Origin of the sequence: Sphingobium trunci (assembly GCF_022664535.1) — a bacterium.
Lineage (GTDB): Bacteria > Pseudomonadota > Alphaproteobacteria > Sphingomonadales > Sphingomonadaceae > Sphingobium.
The window spans coordinates 19,122-44,621 of record NZ_JAKUJY010000031.1 but is presented as its reverse complement, the minus strand read 5'-3'; the positions used below and the strand labels follow the sequence as shown (position 1 = coordinate 44,621).

Genomic DNA, 25,500 nt, shown 5'->3' with positions numbered 1-25,500 from the left:
CCTCGACTTTCGATCGAACTGGTGGCGAGTGATACGGTGGACGACCTCCTACAGCGCCGGGCCGACATCGCGATCCGGATGGTCGAACCAACCCAGCAGGCGCTGGTTGCGCGCAAGCTGGGCGTGCTGCAACTGGGCCTTTATGCCCATCGCGATTATCTCGACCTGCGGGGCATCCCAGGATCGATCGCTGACCTTGTCGAACACGACCTGATTGGCGTGGACAGCAGCGGCAGCTTCTCACGCACGGTGCTGGGCGCGCTGCCCGGTCTCGATCACGCGAATTTCGCGCTGCGGGTGGACAACACCGTCGTCCAGCTTGCCGCGATCCGCGCGGGCTTCGGCATCGGCATCTGTCAGGAGGTGATTGCAGGGCGCGACACCATGCTCGAGCGCGTCCTGCCTGATGCATTTGCCTTCAACCTGCCGCTCTGGATCGTGATGCATGAAGACCTGCGCAGTAGCGGGCGATATCGCGCGGTGTTCGACGCCCTGGTCGAGGAGTTGGGTCTTACCGTGACAATGCCATCGGATTCTCGACCTGAAGCTGTCTGAGGTCATCGACGAACTTTGGTCGTTGGGGCGCTGCCAGATCATGAACTGATTGCGTCTTTCGACGAGCCCTCTCTAAGCCGCGAACGTCCGGTTTGCTGGCGGCCCCGGTCGCCCTCCCGCGGTGAAATCGATCCCGACGAGATCTGTGCAACCTTGCAGACCGCCGCCACGTCGTAATGACGTTCGCTTCTCTATCATAATCCTCCGAGTAACGAGAATTTGGCAAGGTGCTCCCGAACCGCATCCACGGTCGCGATTAACTCAATGATGCTGGGCGGCTGTCGCGAGGGGCGACAGTCTGATGCTGGTGCGGGGAATCCAGTCGTATGGACCTGTGCAATGAAACGATAGCCTCTTCCGACGATGGTCGCGATAAACCGCGGCAAGGAAGGATCATCTCCCAAGGCTCGGCGCAAGCCCGCCACATTCACCTTGAGATTGGTCTCTTCGACATAGGTGTTCGGCCAGACCCGCGAGATAAGCGTGCGCTTGTCCAACAGTTCGCCCGGCTTCTCGACCAAGGCTGTGAGGATGTCGAGCGCGCGCCCTCCGATTCTGACCGGCACTTCGCGCTTTAGCAGTAGCTGCTGTTCGGGCTTGAGGAGGAAAGGGCCGAACGCAAAGGAGCGTTGGGCTGGCACGGCTTGGTGAGAATTGGATGGGTACCCCGGCGAATGAGTCGTCCTGAGTAGAGGTTCGAACGCAGCAGCGGTTGGCATTTTGGCACTCCTCCTGACTAGGCGCCTAGCGTGGCCGGTGAGCATCTGGCGGCCCATCTTTGGGATTCGTCGGACATGTCGCGCTACCCGACAGCGGCAGAATAAGCTTTAGCTCCGATATCGGTCCATGGCCCCAAACCGGGCCAGTCAGAGTACCCATTTGGGTGACAAGACAATTGTTACCAACGACCTTGGCGAACAGGCGAAAATGCCTCCAGTCGATTAAATCGTCGACGGAATGGTTAAAGCTCGATGATCCCTCGCTTGGCAGCAACCGTGACCGCATGCGTACGGTCTGCGACCCCGAGCTTGGCGAAAGTGCGTTTGAGATGCGCCTTAACCGTGTCCTCCGAGATGCCCAGCCTCCAGGCGATCTGCTTGTTCGGATTGCCGGCGGCCACCAGCGATAGAATCTCGATTTCGCGTTCGGTCAGGGCTTCGCCGATCGCGTGCACCGCTATTTGGGCCGCGACCTCGGGAGGGATATGGCGTCCGCCGCCATGCACGGCGCGGATCGCGTCGATCAGATCGGTTCGCATCGCGCTCTTGAGCAGATAGCCGTCCGCGCCAGCCTTGAGCGCACGCAACGCTTTGGCGTCGCCTGCGTAGGTTGTGAGCACAAGAATGCGTACCTGCGGATGGCTCTTGCGGATCGCCTGGATCGCCTCGACGCCATCGATACCGGGCATCTGAAGATCCATCAGAACGATGTCCGGCCTCGCGGCCTCAATGCCCACGATCGCAGTGGCGCCATCCCCCGCTTCCGCAGCGACGATCATGTCGGGTTGACGCTTGATCGACCCGACCACTCCATCACGCAGCATCGGGTGATCGTCGACGACCATCACCCTTATCGGGTTGGCGGGCGTCGCCTCATCCATCGCCATGCCTCCATGCCTAGTGTCTGTTTAGAAATGCGCAACAAAGCGCATTTCTAAACAGACACTTAGCGCAGTGAACAGGTAGGCCAGGTCCTGCATCAGTCATTTCGGGCGCTCTCGCACCAACCGGCGGGCGTCTCGTGTCTCGGCATAGGCAAGCTGTGCTCCGATCCTCATCCGACCCTTACATCCGACAGCGAACGGGTCTCCGCTGAGGGACGTAAGCCCACATCTGACGCGCGTCGACAGCAAGCACCCGCCCAAGGTCTTCACGCTACCAGAATTAACCGTGCTTCACCAAGCTGAACGACCGCATACCGCCTCGCGGCACCTTCTGCCCCGACGACGCGTCGAAGGCCGCACACATTCCCGTTGGGATTGTTTGTACTATGTCGAACGACGAAGTTGCGGCTGTTCGCCAATGTTAAAGATAGCTCCACCATCCTTATCAAAATCTAGCAGCCAGGCCGTGGAATTCAACGGAGGCGTTGGCGAATACGATGTCATTTACGCTTGCGCTTCAACGCAAGGCGACGCCACCAAACCAACCATATCGAACGCGGTTTGTCGGCATAGGCGATCTCGGCGGGGACCTTCATTTCAACTTGCGTTCCGCCGGCCGGCTGGGGTCTGATGACCAGTTGTCCTCCGATCTTCTTGGCGCGCTCGCGCATGCCAAGCAGGCCGAAATGACCGGGGAGACCGCCTTGGGCGACGATCTCCGACGCGATGCCGACGCCGTCGTCAGTGATGCGCAGGACAAGTGCTGGCGTTCCATAAGCAACGGTGATCGCAACCTTGCGCGCGCGTGCGTGACGGGAGACGTTGAACAATGCCTCGTCCGTGATCCGCAGCAGTTCATCGGCGATTGCGGGGTAGATCTCCCTTTGCGGTCCCTCGACGCCTACCCGAATCTCAATCTTGTCGGGCAGCAGTAGCCGCTCGGCGGTGCGAGTGACCACGTCGGAAAGGCTCCGTGCTCCGCTCCAGCGCCGCAACTCGTGGACGCGGTCGCGCCCTTCCACCACGACCGCGTCTGCGCTGTTCAATGCGTCAAGCATGTCTCGGTGTGCGGGCTGAATTGCTGTTATGTCCTGGGCGATGTTGCTGAAGCGCATGATCAGCCCCTGCACGCTCTGCAGCAGCGTGTCATGCAACTCGCGGGCTATGCGTTCGCGCTCGTCCTGTCGCTCGTTCATCCGCGCTCGGATGCTCTCGGCGACGGCGCGCAGCCGCAGCGAATAGCCGAGCCATAGCAGCGCCAGCGCCAGAACCGTACAAAGGAGGTAAAACGGCCGACTCTGGACGAAAGTCGGCGGGATTTCGAACTCCAGTGTCGCGCCCCGTCGGTTCCACACGCCGTCATCGTTCGCCGCCATAAGGCGGAACCTGTAGCTGCCTGGCTTGAGCCCCGTATAGAAGGCCCCGCGGCGCGTGCCCGGGTCGACCCAACCATCGTCCACGGATTCCAACTGGTAACGGAAACGCACGCGTGAAGGCACGGAAAGGCTCGGCGCAGTATACTCGATCTGGAGATTGGACGTGCCGTTCGGCAGCTGAATTGGCGCGACGCCCGTATAGATGCGGCCGCCCGAAACCAAGGACTTGATGATGACTGGCGGTGGGAGTGAATTGAAGGAGAGCTGCTTGGGGTCGATCCAAGCCACGCCGAGCCTCGTCACGAACCAGAGACGCCCGTCGGAGGCCTCCATCGCCGTTTGCGACCAGGAGTCCTGCTGCGCCACACCGGGAAGCCCATCGTCGCGATCGAACACTCGTGCCTTTACTGGTCGTACTCCATGCGCGAAGGCATCGTCCAAGTCGGCACGCCTGATATGAACTACGCCGGCGACCGTATTGAGCCACAGGTCGCCTTCCGCCGTTTCGACGATTCCGGCGGTCCGGCTCAAATAAGGATGCACATCCGATCTGAGGGTGATGAAGCGCCGCCCGTCGAACCGCGCCAGGCCAAAGTCGCCGCCTGCGTAAACATGCCGCGCTCGGACGGCGATCACCACGATAGTCCCCAGGGCAAGGTCGTCGCGCGCGGAGAACAGCCGGCGTGCGGGTCCTTCGACCATCTCGATGCGCCCGCCTTCAGCGATCCATACGCGCCCGCCCGCGTCGCGTAGCATCTGCTTCGGCAGAATGCCTGGGGTTGCGAGGCGTGGCTCCGCCGTCCATCCACCCCGCTTCCGGCAAAAGGCGCCTTCCACGGACGAGACGCAGATTCGACCGGCGGCTTCCTCGAGGAGAGCAAACCGCCTGCTCCTCGCCCACGGCAACGGCACGTCCCGGACCGTGTCGCCCGACAAAATGCCCAGCGATCGGTCCGTGCCGATCCAGGTACGTGACAGCGCATCGGTGTGCAGTATCAACGGCCGCCGCGGAAGCCGGACCAGCTTCCGGGCGACATGCTCCGAGTTCGCCCTGAAGAGAGCGTCGTTCGATGTCACATACATCGAACCCCCGGGACCCGGCGCTATCCGGAAACCATTCCGCGAATCCGTAGGCAGCCCGACAGCCACCACTGCGCTCGTTTCGCGAAACTGGTCGAGACCGAGATTTGTACCCACCCAGACATTGCCTTCGCGATCCTCGAGGATCGGGTTGGCGAGGTTCGAGGTGAGGCCGCGCTCCACGCCGAACTGCTCTCTTTCGCCATGCGCAACGAGCGCGCCACCTCTCAAGCCGACGCCGCCGAGACGAAAGACGCCGCCACTCCCGTAGGTTCCCCAGAGATTGCCGTGGCGATCGAACAGGATGCTCTCCGCTCGCGGATTGGCCGTCATCGGCGGCGCGATCCATTTCGGCTTGGCTTGAGCAGGCGCTGCCGCAATGCGCTGAAGACCGGGGCGGGCGCCGGTGGTCAGCCATATCGCTCCATCTGGTGACTGCTTCAGCTTTGGTCTGTCCGAAGCCGAGGCGGCGACGCGCGAAAAATGATTGGCGCCTGGACGCAGCACCTGGAGTTCGCCACCGGCCGCTACCCATACCGATCCGTCGGCCGCTCCGAGGACGCTGGTGGCAGCGCCCGCGGCTACCCCGCGAGAAAGACCGAAAATCTTCCATCCTCCGTCACGAAAGCGCGCGACTCCGCCTCTGTCATCCTCGCCCAGGGCCGCCCAGATTCCACCTGCACGGTCCTCGGATAGCTCCAGCACGGGGACCGGCGGTAGGCCCAAGTCGAACGTCGTCAGGTGGCCCGCGCGGAGTCTTGCCAAGGCACCTGATGCAAAGCCAATCCAAAGGTCGCCGGAGCGGGTGACAAGCAGTGAATTGACGTTGAGCGAGGGAAGGCTTTCGCCTTTGAATGGTCGGAACTTTTCGAAACTCGCTCCGTCGAAGCGATAGAGTCCGCCTCCCGTGCCCAGCCAGAGGTAACCGTCGCCCGACTGTGCAAGAGCCCATATCTCCGGGGGAGCTCCGTCTCTCGAAGTCCAGCTGGTGTGGCGCAGTTGCTGCAGGCTGCGCTTGGCATCCGCCGCGCATGCATCGGACAGGCTCGGGAGAAGCGGAGCAAGCATTCCCAGAATGAGGAATTTCCCAGCAGGTGACATCCCCCATATTTTGTCCAAAACGGCTGCAGTGTCACGCTGGAGCGCGAGAAGATCGCCCGGAAATTGACAGAGCATACGGCGCGCGAGCAATCGGACCATACTCAATCAGGTCGACCCCGCGCCTAGCGCCCGGACGCGATCATCTTCTCCGCTGTCGTCACGCGCATCGTTCTAGGAATGCCGCCCACGCCCGGGGCCTGAGACGCGCCGGCACGCGAACGGCATCCGGTCGGTGCGCAGGGCAGTAATCTGCCTGCCTATCGTATCGAATTTCCATCCCTTGCCCTTAGGCAACCACGACCGCCTGGAGGCTCAAGGCCCGGCGGTCGGCCAGCGCGCCAACATTTGCGCGATAGTGCAGAAAATGCGGGGATGCCTGATGCGCCGCGGCCGCATCAGCGTCGACATAGAGTTCGTCGAGCACGAAGACCCCCGGCTCCGACGGATCGGCCCAGAGATCGTAGCGCAGATTGCCGGGTTCAGACCGGCTGGGGCCGATCAACCCTGCGAGCAGGTTGCACAGTTCAGCTTCCTTGCCCGGATGGGCGGTCAAGATTCCAACGGTCTTCACGTTGATGGTCATCTCAGTTCTCCGGGTACAGCCGATCTTCATTCCGAAGCACCTTCGGGACGGACGGTAATCCTGGACCAATGCTTCGCCACCACGCGGTTAATCGCGGTAAAACTCGGTCAGGCGCAGCAGACATCGGCAACCATGGGATCACCTCAAGCGGCAAGCCCCACCTCTAAAAAAGGTCCCGATGTCCCTGGGCAGCATCAGAAAGTCGAGGCCACCGCTACTCGCAAGTTCCTCGACGATGGCAGCTTCCATCCGGCACTCGCGGCGTACCGCACCCATCCGGGTGCCATTATCGCTGCCACGGCACAGGATGGTCCCGCCACTCATTGTCAGCTCGAGGAGGACCAGCCCGCCTGGGGATCTGAGGCTAGATCCGCTCTTAACCCAAACTTACCGCAATTGACGACCGAGGCCGTGGGCAACGGCGTATGAGATATGCGGCTACTACTCCCGCAGACCGCCGCAACGGAGGACATTATGAGCAAAGGAAAGGTCGTCGTCATTGGTTCGAATGCAAGGCGGATCGAGACCAGGGGCGGATATTGGGGCGCTACCGGCCAGTATCTCAACGAAACCGTCGTCCCGGCGATAGCGCTGATCGACGCCGGTTACGAAGTCGTGATGGCGACCCCCGACGGGACGCCGCCCACGATCGACAAGGCCTCGGACACGCCCGCCCATTTCGGTGGCGATGTCGCGGCCTATCAGCGCGCCAAGGATTTCTACGCCAACGATCCGTCGATGAAGGGCCGCTCGCTGGCTTCGATCCTGGAGGAAGGCATCGCCAGCTATTCCGGCGTATTCATCCCAGGCGGCCAGGCACCGATCGTCGATCTGATGCACGATCAGCAGGTCGGTGAGATACTGCGCCACGTACACACACATCAGAAGCCCACCGCGATGCTGTGCCACGGCCCGATCTCTGCGGTGGCAGCGATGCCCTATGCCCGCGAATTCCGCGCCGCGCTGATCGCCAGCGATCCGGAAAAGGCGAAGGAGTGGGCCAGCGACTGGCAATATGCCGACTACCGGATGACGGTCTTCCAGAAGAGCGAGGAGAAGGTGATCGAGGATACGATCCTGCACGCCAAGATCTATTTCGACATGCCGTTCGCGCTCGGTCTGGCCGGTGCCATGATAGATACCGGGCCGGACTTCGAGCCCTATGTCATCGAGGATCGCGAGCTGATCACGGGACAGAATCCGCGCTCTGACCATCCGATCGCCAAGGCGCTGATCGCGGCGCTGGATCGCCAGCTCGCCGGGGCGGATGCGCAGCGCGCCACCGCATAAAATCCGAGCAAGGAGCCAGATCCATGAAACGCATAATCATCGGAGCATTGATGGCCATGACCAGCCTGTCCCCCGCCGCCGCCGCGCAGACTCACGCCCCCAGCAAGCCCGTTTCGATCGTCCTGGTACACGGCGCCTTCGTCGATGCATCGGGCTGGAAGCAGATCTACGACATCCTGACACACGACGGCTATGAGGTGCTGGTCGTTCAGAACCCGACCGTCACGCTCGAGGGCGATGTCGAGGCAACGCGCCAGGTGATCGCGAGGGCGAGCAAGCCCGTCCTGCTGGTCGGCCACAGCTATGGCGGCGCGGTCATCACCGAAGCCGGCACCGATCCCAGGGTGAAAAGCCTCGCCTATATTGCGGCGCTTGCGCCCGATGCCGGGGAATCGGTGTTCGAGCTCGCTACCCGGCCGGTGCCGGGCGAGTCCGGTCCGCCGCTGCTCCCGCCGGCCGACGGGTTTATCCTCGTCGATCCCGCCAAGTTCCCGACCGCCTTTGCCCAGGACGTCGATATCTCGGTCACCGGCTTCATGGCAGTGGCGCAGGTTCCCTGGGGCATCGGCGCGGTGCAGACCAAGCTCACCTCGGCGGCGTGGAAGGACAAACCGGTCAGCTGGATGCTGACGACGCAGGATCACATGGTGTCGCCGACCACCCAACGCTTCATGGCGACCCGTGCCAAGGCCCAACTGACAGAGATACACAGCAGCCACGCCGTGATGCTTTCCCACCCCAATGAAGTGGTCGCCTTCATCGAGGCTGCAGCTTCCGACGCCCAATAGCTGGAACATCCCGGACGGTGGCACGCGCGCCGACAGCCCTGAAAGACACCGGGGTCTCGGCAAGGATCCGAATATCGGTGGAGGGAAGGTGTTGGATGGTCGATGCTTCATACACGCCGGACGCATTAACCCGCCGCCGGGCAATCACGCTGGGCGGTGCTGCGCTGCTCGCCTCGGCGCTACTCGCCAAGAGCGGGTCGGCCGGTGCCGCGACGGAGCGTTCTATGCGAAGCGCGAGCCTCACCCAAGTGCGTAATGCGACCTTGCGCATCAACTATGGCGGGGTCCGCTTCCTTGTTGACCCGGTACTGGCCGACAAAGACGCCTATCCCGGCTTCGTGGGAACGGCAAACAGCCAGCGGCGCAACCCGCTGGTACCGCTACCCATGCCGCTCGCCTCGATCGTCGACGTGGATGCCGTCATCGTGACGCACCTGCATCCTGACCATTGGGACGAAGTGGCGAAGGCCAAGCTGAACAAGTCGCTGCCGATCTTCGCTCAGAATACCGAGGATGCCGCCCAGCTCCGATCGGCTGGCTTCTCGGACGTGCGGTTGCTGACCGAAAACACCGAATTTCGGGCAGTGCGCCTGAACCGCACAGGCGGGCAGCATGGCACCGACGCGGCGCTGAAAGCATTGCCGCAGATCCTCGGCCCAGTCAGCGGTTTCGTCATGAGCCATCCCGCTCACAAGGCCCTTTATGTCGCCGGCGACACTATTTGGAACGCTGAGGTCGAGCGGGCCATTGTCCGCCACTCGCCAGAGGTGATCGTACTGAATGCTGGCATGGCGACGGTGATCGGCCTCGATCCGATCATCATGGGTCCTGCCGACGTGCTCGCCGTACATCGTGCCGCGCCGAACGCCATGCTGATAGCCAGCCACATGGAAGCCTTCAACCACTGCGTCCTCAGCCGAGCCGACCTGCGTGCCTTCTCGAAACGGGATGGATATGAGCAGCGCCTGCTCATCCCCGCGGATGGTGAAACGCTGGCGATCTGATGAGGGTGTGGCCATAGTTCATGCATGTTGACTGCGTTTTACCCGCCGACCGCAATCGCCTGATCAAATGTTGCTTGTTCCAGGTGAGAGCGCGGCACATTATCGGCCCTTATATTAGGTTCGCATTCAGGCATGGTCTGGATGAACGGACGGCAGGTTTAAGGCTCGGCAATGCTGGGCCGGAACGGCCGGGATGTTGGCGGGTCTTCACGTCGTTGAACTACGTCTAGGATAGAGGCTCTCGCATTGCCTCCCTTGCCGAAACGCCCGCAAGGTCCGTCGCGGCAGGAATAGTGCCCCCGCCAATATGAGCGGACTGCAGAAAGCGGTCGCACGCCAATCGGGATAGCGACCAGCGCCCCATTCCCAGGCAGCCAACTGGATTTCCCCCGTCAAGGTCAGGGGATACCCCGTAATCAGATGGTGCCGATCATGGGCATCGATCGCTCGCTGCCGCCAGGCGAAATTCGGCAAGCAAAACTCAATAGGTCCGACGCGAAAGCGCCAATGGGACGCAGAAGCCGGAGGCAGTCCGTATTCCCGACGAAACTGATCCAGCAGATCAGGAGGTCGCATGGTCGGTCGCCTCGATCCCGGAATATCGCACCTGCTGCCGTGAGGCCGCACTCATTGCACGCGTCGTCAATGGCGTGATGCCGGGCCGCGGCGGCAGGTTCGCCGGCAATTTCACGTCGGTGGCAAGTCCCAGCCACTCGAGCAGCTGGATGAACCGATATCCCAGATCGATCTGTCCTGGGTAGAGTCCATGGCGTGCCGAGCTCGGAAAGGCATGATGGTTGCTGTGCCAGCTTTCCCCCATGGTTGGAATGGCCATGCTTGGCACATTGTAGGCCTGGATCACGGCACCATCGACGGACCAGTCCTGTGATCCCCTGGTGTGGGCGAAATAGGAGATAAACCAATGCATCGTCGTGCATGCGGCGACACGCACGGGAACGCCCCAAACGACCCAGGACCAGCCGCCGAGAAGGTACAGCACAATCGCGATCGGGATCTGCTGGGCCATCCAATAGTGATCGACGAAGCGGTAGAAGCTGTCGTCGGCAATCCCGGGACCAGGATCGAAGCCGGGGGGATGAGCCAACTGCAATCGAAAATTCAAGTAATAGAACCCATCGATCGGCAGCGGCTTCGCATGTCGCAGGAACCAATGGCAATCCGGCTGGCGCTGCGCCCAGTCTCGGCTATCGTGCAATCTTATGGTCCAGATAGGTCCTCCCATCCCTACCGCAGTGCCGAACCACACGAGAACGCGTTCGAGCCATTTGGGGCATTCGAAACTGCGATGGATGAGCCGGCGGTGAAAGCCTACCGAATGGCCCGCGCACAGGGTGATCGCCGCCATCAGCAGGAAGACTGCGAGCGCCTCCCAAGTGAAGGTCATGGGACCGAAGACTATGGCAGCCGCCAAGATGGCTATATTCCAAAGCGAACGTGGGCCATCCCAGACGACGTTCCCCTCGACCGCGCTTGCTCTGTCCAGCCCAGTCAACGAATTGACCTTGAATGCCCCCGACGCCGCTCCCCCCGCCTGACTCACGAGCCGCTCCTTTTGCCAAAAGCCTTGTCCACGAAACGGGCGGCACGTCCGCCAATACTGACCATCCGCCTCATTGCATCGGGCGAGAGGCGTCGTGCCCCGGCATCAATGGCCGCCAGATCGTCGACGAGATCGTGCAGCAGTCGCGCTTGGCGCGCCACGATCGGATCTTCCGTGGGACCTGGGCAGCGCCACGTCGCCAGCACGGCGCGGGCCGGTGCCAGTTCTCGGGCGCGCCGGCTTTCCAACGCCTGCATGACGAGCAGCCACGGGTCCGCCTGCGTCGTCCATCCATCTGCGTCGCTCGCCGCAAGCCGCTCCTCCGCCAGCCATGTCAGCGCGTCGCCAACTTGCGACGATGTCATGTCCAGCTCGGCCTCAATGGCGTCTTGCGAAACGGGTCTGGCCATGAGGAACAGCAGCCCATGGACTCGGCAGGCATCCGTGGGCAGGCCCCATCGTGAACCGAGCTCGCCCAACCAGTCGACTATTTCCATTGCTGCGGAAGACAGCATAGGAGTCCTCACGGCTTGCCGCCGGTCTGTCTGGACGCTCTCTTACGGTCCTTCACGATCTTCCGTGCTTCCGGGCAGAATGGCGTAAGAAATCCATAGAGTAGGTTGGCCATGTGATCGGCTGCAATGCTGTAGAGCACGAACTGACCCCGCTTTTGTTCCTGGACCAGACCCGCGTCCTTGAGGACGGCCAGATGTTTGGAGATCGATGGCATCGCCATGTCGAAATGCGCGCCGATTTCACTCACCGTCATCGGGCCGCCAGTGAGGTGGTTGAGCATCCGCCGGCGTGGCTCGGATGCCAGTGCCTTGAAGACTTTCTCCATAGATAATTTCCTAATTAAGAAAATATCTATGCGCAAGCATTTGGTTCGAGGATCGAAGAGATGGTCTGATTAGCGTCTGCAGTTCAAACTGAACGAATGGCGGGTGTCAGGGAGCCGTTTCGACTCCGGGAACGGCGGCTCTGTTGGCGGGTCCGACCGAATGGAAAACGCATTTATTGCTAGGCAGGTGGTTGGAAGGTTGAGAGTTCGATCATCGTCTTCTGCGCCATTTGTTGGAACCCGCGCATAATCCCCTCCCACACATCGATGCGGATATCGAAGGGGCGGTGTGGACGCTGATTACTGATCATACTTGCTGTTACCGCCGGATTCTGCCCCGCCAAAGCGCCACCAGCAGCAGAGCCTATCGCGCCGCCGATTGCCCCGAACCGCATGCCGCGCCGGACATCGAAGTCCGTGGACTGCGTTTGCTCCCACACAACCGCATCTTTGGTGATATCCCGCAACCGGTACACCACCACGCTGGTGTGATGAGATCCGCTCAGCAAGGGCGTAACCGCCATCGATTTGACTTCCGCGCTCAGTTCGTAGCGCGCAAGCTCCGGCTTCTTTGCCATGAAGCCGTTGGTTTTCAGCGCGGCGGTATAGGTGCGGGTGAACCATCCGTTCGCCGGCTCGCTGTCAGATGGCGAAGTAAATACCTTCTCCGCGACGTCCGCCGGAACGGCATCGTGAACGCTCGGGCCACCGGTCGCTTCGCCCAGCCGTATGGCACCTGCGAGCGGATTGTCAGGAGCTAGCGTGACCACACGATCCGCGGCGACAGCTAAAGTCGGCGTAGCCAACGCGACCAGCAGTGACACAATCAAACCACGCATCAGCATTCCTCCCCCATTATTCTTCCCCTTTACTATCAGCGCCCTACAATTAATTCCAAGCGTCAAAATGATTCGATCCGGCGTTGGGAACAATCACCTAGGGCCGCCTCGCAATTTATCGCCGACAGATTTCCGAGCCCTTAAGTTGTATAAACGCAGGGCAGCTATCAGCGGGCTGGCGCGGAACTCTGAATGACCTGTTTGTCGGCGGGAAAGGGCCAATCTGCTGAACGTGTGAACGGCATGGCCACATAGGCTAGCTGTTCAGACGGCAGCCGTCCGCAGCGGCAACGAACGCAGGCGTTGGCCCGTCGCGGCGTAGATCGCATTGGCCAGCGCGGGGATGACAGGGGGAAGCGCTGGTTCGCCTATGCCGGTCGGCGGGTACGGGCTGGTCACGAAGCGCACGGCGACCTCCGGCGGCGCGCTGTCGATCCGCATCAGCGGGAAGCCGTCGAAATTCTCCTGCACGACGGCGCCGTCGACCTGATCGATCTTCTGCCCGATGATCGCCTGCGCCAGCCCGTCGATCACGGACCCCTGCGCCTGGTGCTCGGCATTGAGCGGATTAATGACGTGGCTGCCAATGTCGCCGACGACCCAGACCTTGTCGACCTTGATCTGGCCGGACTTGGAGACGGTCGCGTCCACTACCTCGGCGAAATAACCGGCATGGCTGAAATAGAAGCCGAAGCCGCGCCCAATCCCGGTCCACCGGTCGGGCCGCTTTCCGTCCCAGGCCGCGAAGCGGCGTGCTTCCTCGATCACCTTGCGCGCGCGACCGGTGTTGAACTGCGGCGCTCGCCCGACCTGCGGCAACAGGCGGTCCTCGCCCAGCGTGCGCAGGATCAAGGTCGGCAGGTCGACACCGGCCGCCAGCGCCACCTCATCCAGGAAGGACTGGAACACGAAGGCCATGGCGTTGGACGTCGGGGCGCGCAGCCAGCCGGTCGAAAGGTTCGTCTGGAGCCACGACGCGCCGAAATGGATATTGGGCACGATCTGGGCCGGAAATTCGGTCGCCTCCATTTCCGCAGCGCGGACCGGCGCGTCCGGTGCGCCGAAGGTCACGAAATGATCCTTCAGCGCGACGATCGCGCCATCCTTGTCGAGACCGGCGGTCAGCCCGTGCCAGCCGGCCGGACGATAAAAATCATGCCGGATATCGTCGGCCCGGCTGTAGATCATCTTGACCGGACGGCCGGGCAGCGCGCGCGCTATTTGCGCCACCTGCACCATATAGTCGCTCATCAGCCGTCGACCGAAGCCGCCGCCGATACGGGTCAGATGAATGATCAGGCTTTCGGGCGCGATGCCGAGCATGTCGGCGACCTGCTTGCGCCCACCGGTCGGCGCCTGCGAGGGCGCCCAAAGCGTCAGCCGATCCTGGTCGAACAGCCCGGTGCAATTTTGCGGCTCCAGCGTGGCATGCGCCAGAAATGGATAGTCATAGCGTGCCGACACGGTCTTGACCGCGCCGGCCAACCCCGCCGCGACGTCGCCTTTCCTGAGGATATCGCTCTGCGGCGCCCCCGACAGACTGGAGACCGCCGCCTTCTCATAGCCGGCCGTGGAAAAATGTCGCTGGGCCGCCAGGTCCCATTCGACCTTCAGCAGCGCGCGCGCCTTCTGCGCGGTCCACCAGCTGTCCGCGACGATCGCCAGCGCGTCCTTCTGCCCCTTGGGCACGATGCCGCTGTTGATCGGGACGACGGCGATGACGCCCTTCACGGCCAACGCCGCCGCATCGTCATGGCTTTTGATGACGCCCTGAAACACCGGGCAGGTTTCCAGCGCGGCATAGACCATATTCGGCAGATCGGTATCGATGCCGAACAGCGGCGCCCCCCGCACGATAGCGGGCGTATCGACGCCACGCCGGGGCGTGCCGATGATGCGGAACGCGCTGTCAGGCTTGAGTGGCACGGTTTCGAACGCTGGCGGCGGAACAGCGGCGGCGGCCGGCGCGAGCGAGGCATAGCTGGCCGATCGCCCCGAGGCGGCGTGACGCACCATGCCGCCGCTGGTGATCAGCGCATCCGGCTTCACGCCCCACTGGGTCGCCGCGGCGGAAACCAGCATGGCGCGCGCGGCCGCCCCCGCCTGCCGCATCGGCAACCAGTTGACCGGCGTCGCGCGGCTGCCGCCCGCGCTTTGCGGGCCGTAAATCTTGTCGTCCGCCAGCGTCTGCTCGATCCGTACCTGCTCCCAGTCGACATCCAGTTCCTCCGCGATCAGCATCGGCAGCATCGTCTTGACGCCCTGACCGATCTCCGGATTTTTGGCGCCGATGACGACGCTGTTGTCGGGATTGATCCGCACAAAGGCGGTCAGCGTCCCGACGGGTGCGCCGTTTTCCGCCGCCAGCGCCAGCCGCACATGGAAGGCCAATGCCGCGCCCGCCAGCAGCGAGGCCGAGAGGAAGGAGCGTCGGCTGATCGCGTCGGCGGCGTTCATGCCGCCTTGTCCGCCTGGGTTGCGGCGGCCGCCTGCTTGATCGCCTTGCGGATGCGCAGATAGGTGGAGCAGCGACAGATATTGCCGCTCATGGCTGCGTCGATGTCCGCATCCTGCGGATCGGGCGTCTGACCCAGCAGCCATGTCGCGGACATGATCTGGCCGGCTTGGCAATATCCGCATTGCGGCACGTCCAGGTCGATCCAGGCTTCCACCACATGCTTGCCCGCGGGTACGGATCGGATGTCCTCGATGGTCGTGACCTTCGCTGCGCCGACAGCGCTCAGCGGCGTCTGGCAGGATCGCACCGCCTGCCCGTCCAGCAGCACGGTGCAGGCGCCGCACAGCCCGGCACCACAACCAAATTTGGTGCCAGGCAGGCGCAGATCCTCGCGCAATATCCAGAGCAGCGGCTTTTCCGGATCGACCGACACCGCATAATGTTTCCGATTGACCGTCAGCGTGATCGCCATGCCCCTCCCTCCCTTATTCCCCGTCGCACGCTTATGGAATGACGCCCTTCGACACGAGGTCGGCGCGGATCTTGCCGACGGCCGACGCGGTCAGCGGCCCGCCCGCGCGCGCTGCCTTGATCTCAGCGGCGGTGAAGGGCGCGACCGGCTTTTTCGGCTTTTCCATGGCGGCGACGAAGTTCAGCGTATCGGCTATGTCCTGATCGGCGAGCGATCCCATGGGTGGCATCATCCCACCGATATGCTTGCCGTCGACATCGATCCCGCCGAACATGCCAAATAGCAGGACGTTGGCCAGATAGGCCCGGCCCGGCTTGGTGGCGGCGATTGCGCCGACCCGGCCCTTCAGGCGCGGAAACTGCCCGGGCAGCCCGGCGCCGGTCGGTTGATGGCACATGGAGCAGCGGGAGGCGTAGATTTTGTCGCCCGCCGCCTGTGCATCCCCGCTGGCGCCGGCCAGGGCAAGCAGGGAGGCGATGGCGATCAAGCCGGTGCGCAGAGCTATCATATGAACCCTTATACCCTCGTTTTCCCGAAAAACGCCAAAGGCCTTCGCGTGGCGGATCGATTCTGCGTCGATCCCGTACCGGCGGGCGACGCGGGAAAATCTGGACAGACATCAAGGTTTCGTCAAGTGGCAATGCCTGCCCGATGGACAATTGTTAATCGAGAAAGGGTGGCCCCTCCCTCCGGCAGAGTCTAGAAAGGCCGCATGATCGATATCGAACTCGCGCCGGTCCGCCCCGGCATCTACGCGCGCGGCTCCGAAACGGTTGACGCCATATTGCGGGCGGCGCTCAATGTGCTGATCGACGAGGGCGCCGGCGCCTTCACGATCCGGCGGGTCGCGGCGGCCTGCGGCTTGCGCGTTGGCAATGTCAGCTATCATTTCCCGAAGAAGGAACTGCTCGTCCAGGTGCTGCTGGACGAAATCATGGACACTTATAACAGCAAGTTGGACGTCACCGTGCGCCAGCCGGCACTGTCGGACGAGGATCGGCTGCGGCTGGTCATCATCATCTGCCTGGACGATATCAGTTCCAAGCGAACGACGCGCCTGTTCACCGAATTATGGGCGCTCGCCAACCATAATGACTTCATCGCCGACCGCGTTCGCGCTTTCTACGCCAGGGTGCATGACGTGATCGGCGAATATGTGCAGCGGATCAATCCGGCGCTGAACGCGGACGAAGTGCGCACCCTTTCGCTGTTCATCAGCGCCTCGATGGAGGGGACCACGCCCTTCACCGGCTACCTGAAGCCATGGGCGCCGCGGATGAAGGCGATCACCGCACTATCGGCGAAATGGTTCGTCGATCTTGTCAAACGCGTGCAACCCGGTGAGATTGCGGAACTGACACAAGCATTGACCTGAGCGAATCGGAGAGAATGCCCGGCGGGCCGGTCGGCGCATGACGCGCCGCCCATGGCTGTGGAGTGCCCGGTGCTTCGACCAAGCGGCGACCAACCCCTGCTCCTGCCCGCCGTGGCGCTCGCCTGCCTGGGCGTGCTCCAGCCGGGGATCGACCCCGTCTTCCTGACGCTGCTGTCGTCCGCCCACGGCCTGTCGCCGGACCGGCATGGCTGGATCGTCAGCGCGTCACAGTGCGGCATGGCGCTCGGCGCGCTGGTCACCTGGCAATATGGCCGCCGCCTGTCGGGCCCGATCTTCCCGACGGCGGCGCTGGTCGCCCTGCTGGCTGCGCTGGCTACCGCATGGACCGGGGATTTTGCCCTGCTGCTCGGTCTGCGCTGTCTCTTCGGCCTCGCGACGGGCGTGCTCTATACCCAGGCCATGAGCAATGCAGCGGCCCACCGGCCGCACGGCGCCTATGGCGCGGTCTTCCTGTGCCAGCTCGGCGTGGCGACGGCCGTAGCGCTCCTGCTGCCGACCATCGCTGACACGGCGGGCGCCGCTATAGCGCTTGCGACACTGGCGATCGCGCCTCTGTGCGCGCTGGCCATATGCGTCCGATATCCGCAGGCCGTCAGCCGCCGCGAGCCGGCCACCCCGGCCCGTGCATCGGGCGGACCGGGGCACAGCGACACCCGCGCCTGGGCCGCCGCCGGCGCGACATTGCTGTTCATCTGCGCGACGATGATGGTGTGGAGCTTCGCCGGCGCGCTGGCGATCGATGCCGGCATTTCCGAGGCGACGATCGGCCAGGCCGTGGCGGTCGGATCTCTTGCTGGCGCGGCGACGGCGTTCTTCGTCATGCGGGAGCGACCGGCGGTGCCTCCAGCGCTCACCGGCCCGTTGAGCGGATTGTCGCTGATCTGCCCGATCCTCGCGACCCGCGATGGCGACCCGATCCTGTTCATCGTCTCGATCATCCTGCTGAACATCGGATCGACCGCGATCATCGTGCGCAGCTCCGGGCTCGCCAGCGCCGCCGGCCGGGACGGCCTGTTCCGGCGCTTCGTCGCCTGCACCCATCCGCTGGGCATGACGCTGGGGCCAGTCGCCGGATCGCTGGCCAGCCTCGCCTTCGGGGCGGGCGGACTGCTCTACGCGGCGGTGACGGCGATCCTGTCCGCCTGCCTGCTGCTGGCTTTCGCCGATCTCGCGCCAGGCGGACTGCGGTGGCGTCGGACCTCCTACGAATCGCTTGACGAATATTTGACAAACGTCCAGCCTTGACATCATTATTGCTGCGAGCGCGGTCATCGCCAGGGCGGCGCGACATATGGGGGAACCGGGGATGAAGCCTCATTCGGCCTATGTTTACGGCATGTGCGCGACCATCGCGGCTTGCGCGGTCTCAGCCGGTTCCGCCGCACTGGCGAAAGACCCGCACGGTCTGGAGCCGGAAGAATCCGACGTCGTCACCATCTCGCCGCCCAAGCCCGACTGGTTCTTCGTCCGGGGCGGCTGGAATGTCGACGGCACCGGCATCTATGACGGCAAGACGGGCAAGATGCTCGGCATGGTCGCTTCCAGCCAGCTATCCGACATGGCGATCGATCCCGCCGGCAAATATTATTATGTCTCGGAAACCATCTGGTCGAAGGGCAATCGCGGCACGCGGCAGGACATGGTGTCGGTCTACGACAGCAGTTCGCTGAAGCTGGTCAGCGAAATCGCTATCCCCAACCGCATCCTGGTCAACGAGCGCGAGCATAATTTCATCCTGGCCGACGACGGCAAGCTGGGGTTCGTCTATAATTTCAGCCCGGCCTCCGCCGTCAACGTCGTCGATCTGGCCAAACGAAAATTCGTCAAGACAGTGGAGCTGCCCGGTTGCGCGGCGTTGATCCCCAACCCGGGCGTGGGCTTCTCCGCCCTTTGCTCGGATGGCTCGATGGCTACGGTAGCCGCGCCCGCCGGCAAGGCGCAAATTACCCATAGCGCTTCCTTCTTCCCGGCCAACGACGATCCGATCTTCGAGAATTTCGCCTATGACAAGGCGAAGAACCTCGCGATCTTCGTCAGCTATACCGGCCTCGTCTATACCGCGAAGATGGGCGCATCGCCGGTGATCTCCGCGCCCTTTTCCCTGCAGGAGGCGGCCGGATACGCGCCCGCCTCGACCAAGCCGCTCAGCGTCGATTGGTATCCCGGCTCCCGCCAGCCCATGGCCTATAATGCCACGACCGGCGAGGTCTTCGTCCTGATGCACATGGGCGAATATTGGTCGCACAAGGCGTTCGGGGACGAAATCTGGGTGCTGGATGTGGCGAACCGGAAAGTCGCGCGCCGCTTCCCGTTGAAGGATCCCGCCGCTCATATCGGCGTATCGCAGGGCGCCGAGGCGATGATCTTCATCAACGACGAAAAGGGCAAGGGCACGATATTGGACGCCAGAACCGGCGAGGAAAAGCACAGCATCGACGCGGCCGGATCCGGCATCATCGTCGCGGCGGCCGGATCGTGAGCGGAGCGATCGTCACGAGCATGGCCGTGCTGGCGCAGACGGCGATGGCGGGATGCGGCCTGATCTTCCTGACGGCGGGCTTTCAGAAGGTCCGGCACCGGCATGTCCTGCCCGGCGTCATCGCCAATTACCGAATCTTGCCCGAGTCACTTGTCGGTCCGGCCGCGATCGCCCTGCCGGCCGTGGAGAGCCTGCTGGGCGCGCTGCTGCTGATGGGCCTGACGCCGCTTCCCGTCATCGTCGGCGCCGCGCTGCTGTCGCTGTTCGCCATGGCCATGGCGTTCAACCTGCTTCGCGGCCGGCGGGAGATCAGTTGCGGCTGCGGCCGGCCTGACCTGATCCAGCGACTGCGCTGGTCGTCGGTCATCCGCAACCTGCTGCTCGCCGCCGCGCTGCTGACGCCGCTGGGCTTCGCCGCGCAGCTCGATCCGATGGCGCGTGCGAGCGGCCTGTTCGGCGGGCTGGCACTGTGGCTGGGCTATCAGCTGTTCGAGGCGATTCATGCGGCGCAGGCCGCCGCCGCGCCCGCCCCGCACCGGAGACATTGAACCATGCTCGTTTCGCTCATCATCGCGCAGATCGTCAGCTGGACCGTGATCCTGGGTCTGGGCGTCGCGCTGGTCGCCCTCGCGCGGCAGGTCGGGATTTTGCACATGCGCGTGGCGCCCGCCGGCGCGCTCGCGACGGCGGGCGGATCGGCGGTGGCCGACGATACGGCGGGTCTTGTCGGCCAGTCGATCGATGGCCGGATGCTGACGCTGGGCGGGCCGTTGCCCGGCACCGCGTTGCGCCTGCTGATGTTCGTGTCGGCGCAATGCCCGCTCTGCAAAGGGCTGATCCCGGTCGCGCGGTCCTTCGCGCAGCATGAGCGGATCGCGCTGACTTTCGTGGGCGACGACGATCCGGCGGCGCAGCGGGCGATGATCGCCCAGCACGGCCTTCAAGGCTATGATTTCGTGAACGATGCGCTGGTCGGCCGCACGCTGGGCGTCGGCAAACTGCCCTTCGCCGTGCTGATCGACGAGCAAGGCCGGATATTGTCCAAAGGGCTGGTGAACAGCCGCGAGCATCTGGAGAGCCTTATCGTCGCGCATGAAATGGGCGTGCGCACGGTGCAGGACTATATTGCCGGGCTGCGGCATGTGGCGGCCTGAAGAACGGTATGAGTGAGGCAGAGTGGGGGACGCAGCATGAAGAGATTTGATGCCGACGCCATCGGGGAAAAATTGCTGCGCAAGCTGGCGGGGCATACCTCGCGCCGCAGCATGGTGTCGCGGCTGGGGCTGGCCCTGGTCGCGGCGCCCGCCTTTCCCCTGCTGCCGGTGAGCCGCGCGGAGGCGGCCAAGCCCGATCGCTCGCCCGAAGCGAAGACGGCTTTCGCCCGCAACGCACAGACGCAGGATGACACCAAGTGCGACTATTGGCGCTATTGCGCCATCGACGGCGCGCTCTGCTCCTGCTGCGGCGGCGGCATTCATAGCTGCCCGGCCGGCGCGGAACCCTCGCCGGTCTCCTGGGTCGGCACCTGCATCAATCCGGACAATGGCAAGGCCTATCTGATCGCCTATCGCGACTGCTGCGGCAAGCCGACCTGCAACCAGTGCGGCTGCGACAATGCGGATCGCGAGACGCAGCTCTACACGCCCCAGCTCAACAACGACATCATCTGGTGCTTCGGCACGCAGAGCATGCAATATCATTGTTCGACGGCGGTGCTGGTCGGCGGCGCGGAATAGGCGGCGAAAGGCGATGCGCGCCGGCCTGTCCTGTCTCCTGCTGGCGGTGGCCGCGATCCTGATGGAAACCATCTATGTGACGGTCGGCGCGGCGACGCCAGCGCCCCTGCCCGGCACGGCTGACCCGGCGCTGGCGCGATCGGACTATATCGAAAATTGCGGCGGCTGCCACGGCGTGACGGGTAGCACGGCGCCTGCCAAGGTGCCCGAACTGCGCGGACGCGTCGGCTATTTCCTCTGCACGCCGGAAACCCGCGCCTATCTGCTGCGCCTGCCCAATGTCGCGCACAGCCGGGTCCGCGACAATGAACAGCTCGCGGGCCTGATGAACTATGTCGTCTATGTGCTGGGCGAAGGCAGCGTGCCCCCTGGCCGCACCGCCCCATTCACCGCCGACGAAGTGGCGCAGGGGCGGCTACACGCCCTCAGTTCCGCCAATCTGACGCGGGAACGGGCACGCAATGTCGCCATCGTCATGAGGCAGTGCCACGCGCCCGCCTCGCTCCGGGATTTCTACACGCCCATGGCGGCGAAATAGGCGAAATAAGCGGGCACTGGGTCGCTTACCCAAAAATCCTTCGCGGATGCACAAAAGTCGCTTGACCGATTCTTGACGATTGTCCAGTCTTCCTTCGCCAAACCGGGAAACCGCAGGCATCGCTGATCAAATGGGGGCCATCGTCCATGACCGTCGCGCAGCAGGATCAATTGTCGCCAGAAGGCCATCCTGCGTCGCCGCGCGCCACCCTCTTCGGCGCACTGCGCGGCGGTTGGGACAGGCTGGGGCCGCGCCGCGCCCTGCTGATGCCGCTGGCGGCGGCCGGCATACTGTCCGCCTCGCTCGTGACGGCGCAAGTCGATGGCAATGCCGACGAGAGCAACAAGGATCCGTCCGACTGGGTCGAGAAGGAAACCGGCATCCCCGTCACCGACGCGCTGACGAAGGAGAAATGCGGATCCTGTCACGCGCCCGACGCCAAGGGCAATCTGTCGCGCGTCAGTTGGGTCCGCGCTACGCCCGAAGGCTGGGCGCAGACGATCAAGCGCATGGTGAAGCTCAACGGCCTGTCTATCACACCGGAAGAGGCGCGGTCGGTTGTCAAATATCTCGGCACCTGGCACGGCCTCGCCCCCGAAGAGGCGAAGCCTGTCATGTATATGGCCGAACGTCGGGTGCAAGACGAGACCAACATCCCCAACGACACGATTCGCGAGACCTGTGCGGGTTGCCACGCCTTCGGTCAGCCCCTTTCCTCGCGCCGCAGCCATCGCGAATGGGCGCTGCTCCAGAATATGCATGTCGCTCTCTATTCGCAGGCGGAATATCAGTTCAATCGGCCGGTCGAGCAGCCGGCGGGAGCCGCGCCCGCTGGCGGGGACGCGCCCGTCAAAAAGCCGCCGACCCATGCGAAACTCGCGCTCGACTGGCTCAGCAAGGAGGCCAATCTCAACAGCGCGGCCTGGGCCGATTGGCGCCCGCGTATAGGAACGCCGAAACTGGCGGGCACATGGGTGATCTCCGCCAGCCAGCGCGGCCACGGCCATTTCGTCGGCACGATGACGATCACGCCGGCCGGCGACGATTTCACGACCACGACTACCCTGCGCTCGCTCGATACCGGCGCGACCACGGCGCTGACCGGCAAGGGTCTGGTCTATGCCGGCTATAGCTGGCGCGGCACCTCGAGCGCGCCCGGCCCGTCGCCCAAGCCCGACGCGCTGGCTGGCACGCTGCGCGAGACACTGTTTTTCGCGCCCGGCCAGAACAGGGCAGAAGGGCGCTTCTACTGGGGCGACTATCACGAGTTCGGCCTGGACGTGACGATGACGCGCGCCACCGGCGGCCCGGTCGTCGCCGGCGTCTCTCCCGACGCGCTGAAGCTGGGCCGCAAAGGCGCCGAGGTCCACATCTATGGAGCGGCCCTGCCCGCCAGCCTCTCCGCCGCCGATCTCGATTTCGGGACCGGCGTCACCGTGCGGAAGGTCGCGAGCGTCTCCGCCAACGAAGCGGTCGCGACGGTCGACATCGCGGCCGACGCCATCGTTGGCGCGCATGATGTCGCGGTCGGCGGCGTCGTGCTGGCCAAGGCGCTGCCCGTCTATGCCGCGATCGACTATCTCAAGGTGACGCCCGAAACCTCACTCGCTCATCTGGGCGGCATCAAATATGGCAAGGGCTATGAACAGTTCGAGGCGACCGGCTGGTCCAGCGGCGCGGACGGCAAGCCCGGCACGGCCGACGACTTCGCGGTCATGCCGGTCCAGGCCGACTGGGCGATGCAGGAATTTCCGACCGTCACCTATGACGACGACACTAAATATGTCGGCGCGCTGGACATGTCCGGCTTCTTCACGCCGAATGTCGAGGGTCCCAATCCCGACCGCCGCTTCAGCCGCAACAATTATGGCGAGGTCTGGGTCGTCGCAACGGCGAAGGCGCTGAAGGACAAGACGGGCAAGCCGATGAGCGGACGCGCCTATCTCGTGACGACTGTGCCCGCCTACAAGCGCTGGGACCAACCGGAGGTGTCGCAATGACCAGCATGACCGCGCTTGCATCGGGCCGCTATCGGCGCGGTGAGTTGCATGAATTCCAGGCGTCCGGCCAGCCCTTCGTCTATCTTGTGTCGGCCGGCGCGATCTTCGCGCTGGACGAAGGCGCCAATGCCGCGTTGCGCCGGCTGGACGAGACCGAGCTGTCGCATGGCGAGCTGGTGCAGGCGCTGATCGACGGCGGCTACGCGCGGCAGGACGCCGAGGAGCTGATCCGCGAGCTTCTGTTCGTGCAGGGCATCGTCTCCGACACAGTGCGGCAGGCGGTCACCCCCGGCCCGCGGACGCCGCCCGCCGATTTTCCGCTTCAGGCGCTGGTGCTCAACATCACCAACCAGTGCAATCTCGCCTGCACCTATTGCTACGAGTTCGGCGCGGACAAGATCGCGACGCCGCAGGGCAAGCCCAAATATATGACGCTTGACACCGCGAAGGGGTCCGTCGATTTCCTGCTGCAATCTTCGGCCGGTCGGCAGGCGGTGCACATCACCTTCTTCGGCGGCGAGACCCTGATGAACTTCAAGCTGCTGCGGGAGGTCGTGCTCTACGCCAGCGCGCAGGCGGCGGCGCAGGATCGCGCCATCACCTTCAGCCTTACCACCAACGCGACGCTGTTGACGGACGAGATCATCGCCTTCCTGTCGGACAAGGAAATCGGCGTCACCGTCAGCATGGACGGCCCGCCCGACCTGCAGGACAGGCATCGCGTCTACAAGTCCGGCAAGGGCAGCTACGCGGTGATCGAGCCGCGCCTGCGCAAGCTGATCGCCGGGCACCGGACCCGCGCCATCACTGCCCGCGTCACGCTGACCAATGGCGTCACCGACGTGGTGCGCATCTATCGCCACCTGAAGGACGATCTCGGTTTCCACGAGGTCGGCTTCGCGCCCGTCACCAATTCGGGCGAGCGCGATTATATGATCGACGACAATGGCATGGATACGGTGCTGGCGCAGTTCCACGAACTGGCCGACGAATGGCTGGAATATGCGCTGCGCGGGCAAATGCATGGCTTCACCAATGTCAGCGAGACGATCGGCGAACTGATCCAGGGCGTCAACAAGTCCCACCCCTGCGGCGCGGGTCTGGGCCTGCTGGGCGTGAGCCCCTCGGGCGACCTGTCGCCCTGCCACCGCTTTACCGATGCCGACACGCACACGCTCGGCCATATCTCGACCGGCCTCGACAGCGAAAAGCGGGAGGACTTCCTGTCACGCGGCCATGTCAGCGCCAAATATGAATGCTCGACCTGCTGGGCGCGGCCGCTCTGCGCCGGCGGATGCCATCATGAGGCATTTGTCCGCTATGGCGACACGGGCCACGCCAATCTCCATTATTGCGACTGGATCCGCGAATGGACCGACACCTGTCTGCGCATCTACGGCGCTCTCAGCGTGCAGAACCCGCAATTTCTGGAACGTTTCGCAGCACGGAAGGGCCTGTCATGAAGCATCTTCGCCCGCTGAACCTGAAGGCGGCCCGGATCGACCAGAGCGCGTCGCTGCTGGAGGAGGATGTCGTCGCTCTTCAGCAGCAACCGCCCAAGCCGCATATTCCCATGGGCTGCACCTTGTCCTTCTCGCCCGGCTGGGAAGTAGATGCCGGCGGCGGCACGGCGGGCCTGTGCCAGCCGGTCGAGCGCGACATCTACGACTGCTACGTCACCTGCTTCTGGCCGGTACAGGTGCCCGATCATGTCAACTATTCGCCCGACTGGGCCGCCAATTGCGCCGTCGCGACCAAGGACTGGCGCAATCTCGACCTCGTCTTTCCCTGATCACCGCC

The 25,500-nt window shown here is 63.7% G+C and carries 25 protein-coding genes; 14 read left to right on the top strand and 11 right to left on the bottom strand.

All coding sequences use genetic code 11. The features are described from left to right. On the top strand, window positions 1-555 hold a 555-nt coding region (locus MJ601_RS19395; RefSeq protein WP_242129486.1), incomplete at its 5' end, for a LysR substrate-binding domain-containing protein. A 194-nt stretch (window positions 556-749) separates the two neighbouring features. On the opposite strand, the gene MJ601_RS19390 is transcribed toward MJ601_RS19395, so the two are convergent. The 4 genes from MJ601_RS19390 to MJ601_RS19375 all read right to left on the bottom strand — a co-directional run bounded on the left by MJ601_RS19390 (window position 750) and on the right by MJ601_RS19375 (window position 6,298). Then, complete coding sequence (locus MJ601_RS19390) at window positions 750-1,274, bottom strand: winged helix-turn-helix domain-containing protein (RefSeq protein ID WP_242129484.1); 525 nt, start codon at window positions 1,272-1,274, stop codon at window positions 750-752. A gap of 242 nt (window positions 1,275-1,516) precedes the next feature. Beyond that, a complete protein-coding gene (locus tag MJ601_RS19385) occupies window positions 1,517-2,161 on the bottom strand; it encodes a response regulator (RefSeq protein ID WP_242129482.1) in 645 nt (214 codons plus the stop codon). A gap of 497 nt (window positions 2,162-2,658) precedes the next feature. Continuing rightward, a complete protein-coding gene (locus MJ601_RS19380) occupies window positions 2,659-5,814 on the bottom strand; it encodes a sensor histidine kinase (RefSeq protein ID WP_242129480.1) in 3,156 nt (1,051 codons plus the stop codon). A 187-nt stretch (window positions 5,815-6,001) separates the two neighbouring features. Then, complete coding sequence (locus tag MJ601_RS19375) at window positions 6,002-6,298, bottom strand: putative quinol monooxygenase (protein WP_242129478.1); 297 nt, start codon at window positions 6,296-6,298, stop codon at window positions 6,002-6,004. Window positions 6,299-6,772: 474 nt separating this feature from the next. Between MJ601_RS19375 and MJ601_RS19370 the strand changes: the two genes are divergently transcribed. The 3 genes from MJ601_RS19370 (at window position 6,773) to MJ601_RS19360 (ending at window position 9,380) form a co-directional block, all read left to right on the top strand. Continuing rightward, complete coding sequence (locus MJ601_RS19370) at window positions 6,773-7,588, top strand: DJ-1/PfpI family protein (RefSeq protein ID WP_242129476.1); 816 nt, start codon at window positions 6,773-6,775, stop codon at window positions 7,586-7,588. 23 nt (window positions 7,589-7,611) lie between these two features. Beyond that, a complete protein-coding gene (locus MJ601_RS19365; protein ID WP_242129474.1) occupies window positions 7,612-8,376 on the top strand; it encodes an alpha/beta hydrolase in 765 nt (254 codons plus the stop codon). 95 nt (window positions 8,377-8,471) lie between these two features. Then, a complete protein-coding gene (locus MJ601_RS19360; RefSeq protein WP_242129472.1) occupies window positions 8,472-9,380 on the top strand; it encodes an MBL fold metallo-hydrolase in 909 nt (302 codons plus the stop codon). Window positions 9,381-9,942: 562 nt separating this feature from the next. On the opposite strand, the gene MJ601_RS19355 is transcribed toward MJ601_RS19360, so the two are convergent. The 7 genes from MJ601_RS19355 to MJ601_RS19325 form a co-directional block, all read right to left on the bottom strand. Then, window positions 9,943-10,941: an acyl-CoA desaturase gene (locus MJ601_RS19355; RefSeq protein WP_242129470.1), complete on the bottom strand. Its 999-nt coding sequence runs from the start codon at window positions 10,939-10,941 to the stop codon at window positions 9,943-9,945. Beyond that, window positions 10,938-11,456, bottom strand: a complete 519-nt coding sequence (locus MJ601_RS19350; protein WP_242129468.1) for a hypothetical protein — start codon at window positions 11,454-11,456, stop codon at window positions 10,938-10,940. Before MJ601_RS19350 ends, MJ601_RS19355 begins: the two co-directional genes overlap by 4 nt. Before the next feature lie 8 nt (window positions 11,457-11,464). Next, window positions 11,465-11,782: a metalloregulator ArsR/SmtB family transcription factor gene (locus tag MJ601_RS19345; RefSeq protein ID WP_242129466.1), complete on the bottom strand. Its 318-nt coding sequence runs from the start codon at window positions 11,780-11,782 to the stop codon at window positions 11,465-11,467. Between the two features lie 179 nt (window positions 11,783-11,961). Next, on the bottom strand, window positions 11,962-12,627 hold the full coding sequence (locus tag MJ601_RS19340) for a hypothetical protein (protein ID WP_242129464.1): 666 nt from the start codon (window positions 12,625-12,627) through the stop codon (window positions 11,962-11,964). Window positions 12,628-12,885: 258 nt separating this feature from the next. After that, window positions 12,886-15,078, bottom strand: coding sequence for a xanthine dehydrogenase family protein molybdopterin-binding subunit (locus tag MJ601_RS19335; protein WP_242129462.1), 2,193 nt, complete (start codon window positions 15,076-15,078; stop codon window positions 12,886-12,888). After that, complete coding sequence (locus MJ601_RS19330) at window positions 15,075-15,551, bottom strand: (2Fe-2S)-binding protein (protein WP_242129460.1); 477 nt, start codon at window positions 15,549-15,551, stop codon at window positions 15,075-15,077. The genes MJ601_RS19335 and MJ601_RS19330 overlap by 4 nt, the downstream gene beginning before the upstream one ends. 31 nt (window positions 15,552-15,582) lie before the next feature. Next, window positions 15,583-16,059, bottom strand: coding sequence for a c-type cytochrome (locus MJ601_RS19325; protein WP_242129458.1), 477 nt, complete (start codon window positions 16,057-16,059; stop codon window positions 15,583-15,585). Between the two features lie 204 nt (window positions 16,060-16,263). Here MJ601_RS19325 and MJ601_RS19320 point away from each other — a divergent pair, with 204 nt between their 5' ends. The 10 genes from MJ601_RS19320 to qhpC all read left to right on the top strand — a co-directional run bounded on the left by MJ601_RS19320 (window position 16,264) and on the right by qhpC (window position 25,492). Then, a complete protein-coding gene (locus MJ601_RS19320; protein WP_242129456.1) occupies window positions 16,264-16,926 on the top strand; it encodes a TetR/AcrR family transcriptional regulator in 663 nt (220 codons plus the stop codon). A gap of 51 nt (window positions 16,927-16,977) precedes the next feature. Beyond that, window positions 16,978-18,192 (top strand): MFS transporter, encoded by a 1,215-nt coding sequence (locus MJ601_RS19315; RefSeq protein WP_242129454.1) that lies wholly within the window; start codon window positions 16,978-16,980, stop codon window positions 18,190-18,192. A gap of 61 nt (window positions 18,193-18,253) precedes the next feature. Continuing rightward, on the top strand, window positions 18,254-19,426 hold the full coding sequence (locus tag MJ601_RS19310; protein ID WP_242129452.1) for an amine dehydrogenase large subunit: 1,173 nt from the start codon (window positions 18,254-18,256) through the stop codon (window positions 19,424-19,426). Further along, complete coding sequence (locus MJ601_RS19305) at window positions 19,423-19,974, top strand: MauE/DoxX family redox-associated membrane protein (protein WP_242129450.1); 552 nt, start codon at window positions 19,423-19,425, stop codon at window positions 19,972-19,974. Before MJ601_RS19310 ends, MJ601_RS19305 begins: the two co-directional genes overlap by 4 nt. A gap of 3 nt (window positions 19,975-19,977) precedes the next feature. Continuing rightward, a complete protein-coding gene (locus MJ601_RS19300; RefSeq protein ID WP_242129448.1) occupies window positions 19,978-20,580 on the top strand; it encodes a thioredoxin domain-containing protein in 603 nt (200 codons plus the stop codon). A 36-nt stretch (window positions 20,581-20,616) separates the two neighbouring features. Beyond that, window positions 20,617-21,162, top strand: a complete 546-nt coding sequence (locus MJ601_RS19295; RefSeq protein ID WP_242129446.1) for a methylamine dehydrogenase light chain — start codon at window positions 20,617-20,619, stop codon at window positions 21,160-21,162. A 13-nt stretch (window positions 21,163-21,175) separates the two neighbouring features. Further along, a complete protein-coding gene (locus MJ601_RS19290) occupies window positions 21,176-21,700 on the top strand; it encodes a c-type cytochrome (RefSeq protein WP_242129444.1) in 525 nt (174 codons plus the stop codon). A 146-nt stretch (window positions 21,701-21,846) separates the two neighbouring features. Then, window positions 21,847-23,700 carry a quinohemoprotein amine dehydrogenase subunit alpha gene (gene peaA, locus MJ601_RS19285; protein WP_242129442.1) on the top strand — a complete coding sequence of 618 codons (1,854 nt, stop codon included), beginning with the start codon at window positions 21,847-21,849 and terminating at the stop codon, window positions 23,698-23,700. Next, window positions 23,697-25,163 (top strand): quinohemoprotein amine dehydrogenase maturation protein, encoded by a 1,467-nt coding sequence (peaB, locus tag MJ601_RS19280; RefSeq protein WP_242129440.1) that lies wholly within the window; start codon window positions 23,697-23,699, stop codon window positions 25,161-25,163. Before peaA ends, peaB begins: the two co-directional genes overlap by 4 nt. Then, window positions 25,160-25,492, top strand: coding sequence for a quinohemoprotein amine dehydrogenase subunit gamma (gene qhpC / locus MJ601_RS19275; protein WP_242129439.1), 333 nt, complete (start codon window positions 25,160-25,162; stop codon window positions 25,490-25,492). The genes peaB and qhpC overlap by 4 nt, the downstream gene beginning before the upstream one ends. Window positions 25,493-25,500 lie beyond the last annotated feature (8 nt).

Excerpts from the sequence above, each read along its gene's own strand:
- MJ601_RS19390 (WP_242129484.1), bottom strand. The coding sequence starts at position 1,274 with ATGCCAACCGCTGCTGCGTTCGAACCTCTACTCAGGACGACTCATTCG.
- MJ601_RS19385 (WP_242129482.1), bottom strand. The coding sequence starts at position 2,161 with ATGGCGATGGATGAGGCGACGCCCGCCAACCCGATAAGGGTGATGGTC.
- MJ601_RS19380 (WP_242129480.1), bottom strand. The coding sequence starts at position 5,814 with ATGGTCCGATTGCTCGCGCGCCGTATGCTCTGTCAATTTCCGGGCGAT.
- MJ601_RS19375 (WP_242129478.1), bottom strand. The coding sequence starts at position 6,298 with ATGACCATCAACGTGAAGACCGTTGGAATCTTGACCGCCCATCCGGGC.
- MJ601_RS19370 (WP_242129476.1), top strand. The coding sequence starts at position 6,773 with ATGAGCAAAGGAAAGGTCGTCGTCATTGGTTCGAATGCAAGGCGGATC.
- MJ601_RS19365 (WP_242129474.1), top strand. The coding sequence starts at position 7,612 with ATGAAACGCATAATCATCGGAGCATTGATGGCCATGACCAGCCTGTCC.
- MJ601_RS19360 (WP_242129472.1), top strand. The coding sequence starts at position 8,472 with ATGGTCGATGCTTCATACACGCCGGACGCATTAACCCGCCGCCGGGCA.
- MJ601_RS19350 (WP_242129468.1), bottom strand. The coding sequence starts at position 11,456 with ATGCTGTCTTCCGCAGCAATGGAAATAGTCGACTGGTTGGGCGAGCTC.
- MJ601_RS19345 (WP_242129466.1), bottom strand. The coding sequence starts at position 11,782 with ATGGAGAAAGTCTTCAAGGCACTGGCATCCGAGCCACGCCGGCGGATG.
- MJ601_RS19340 (WP_242129464.1), bottom strand. The coding sequence starts at position 12,627 with ATGCTGATGCGTGGTTTGATTGTGTCACTGCTGGTCGCGTTGGCTACG.
- MJ601_RS19335 (WP_242129462.1), bottom strand. The coding sequence starts at position 15,078 with ATGAACGCCGCCGACGCGATCAGCCGACGCTCCTTCCTCTCGGCCTCG.
- MJ601_RS19330 (WP_242129460.1), bottom strand. The coding sequence starts at position 15,551 with ATGGCGATCACGCTGACGGTCAATCGGAAACATTATGCGGTGTCGGTC.
- MJ601_RS19325 (WP_242129458.1), bottom strand. The coding sequence starts at position 16,059 with ATGATAGCTCTGCGCACCGGCTTGATCGCCATCGCCTCCCTGCTTGCC.
- MJ601_RS19320 (WP_242129456.1), top strand. The coding sequence starts at position 16,264 with ATGATCGATATCGAACTCGCGCCGGTCCGCCCCGGCATCTACGCGCGC.
- MJ601_RS19315 (WP_242129454.1), top strand. The coding sequence starts at position 16,978 with ATGGCTGTGGAGTGCCCGGTGCTTCGACCAAGCGGCGACCAACCCCTG.
- MJ601_RS19310 (WP_242129452.1), top strand. The coding sequence starts at position 18,254 with ATGAAGCCTCATTCGGCCTATGTTTACGGCATGTGCGCGACCATCGCG.
- MJ601_RS19300 (WP_242129448.1), top strand. The coding sequence starts at position 19,978 with ATGCTCGTTTCGCTCATCATCGCGCAGATCGTCAGCTGGACCGTGATC.
- MJ601_RS19295 (WP_242129446.1), top strand. The coding sequence starts at position 20,617 with ATGAAGAGATTTGATGCCGACGCCATCGGGGAAAAATTGCTGCGCAAG.
- MJ601_RS19290 (WP_242129444.1), top strand. The coding sequence starts at position 21,176 with ATGCGCGCCGGCCTGTCCTGTCTCCTGCTGGCGGTGGCCGCGATCCTG.
- peaA (WP_242129442.1), top strand. The coding sequence starts at position 21,847 with ATGACCGTCGCGCAGCAGGATCAATTGTCGCCAGAAGGCCATCCTGCG.
- peaB (WP_242129440.1), top strand. The coding sequence starts at position 23,697 with ATGACCAGCATGACCGCGCTTGCATCGGGCCGCTATCGGCGCGGTGAG.
- qhpC (WP_242129439.1), top strand. The coding sequence starts at position 25,160 with ATGAAGCATCTTCGCCCGCTGAACCTGAAGGCGGCCCGGATCGACCAG.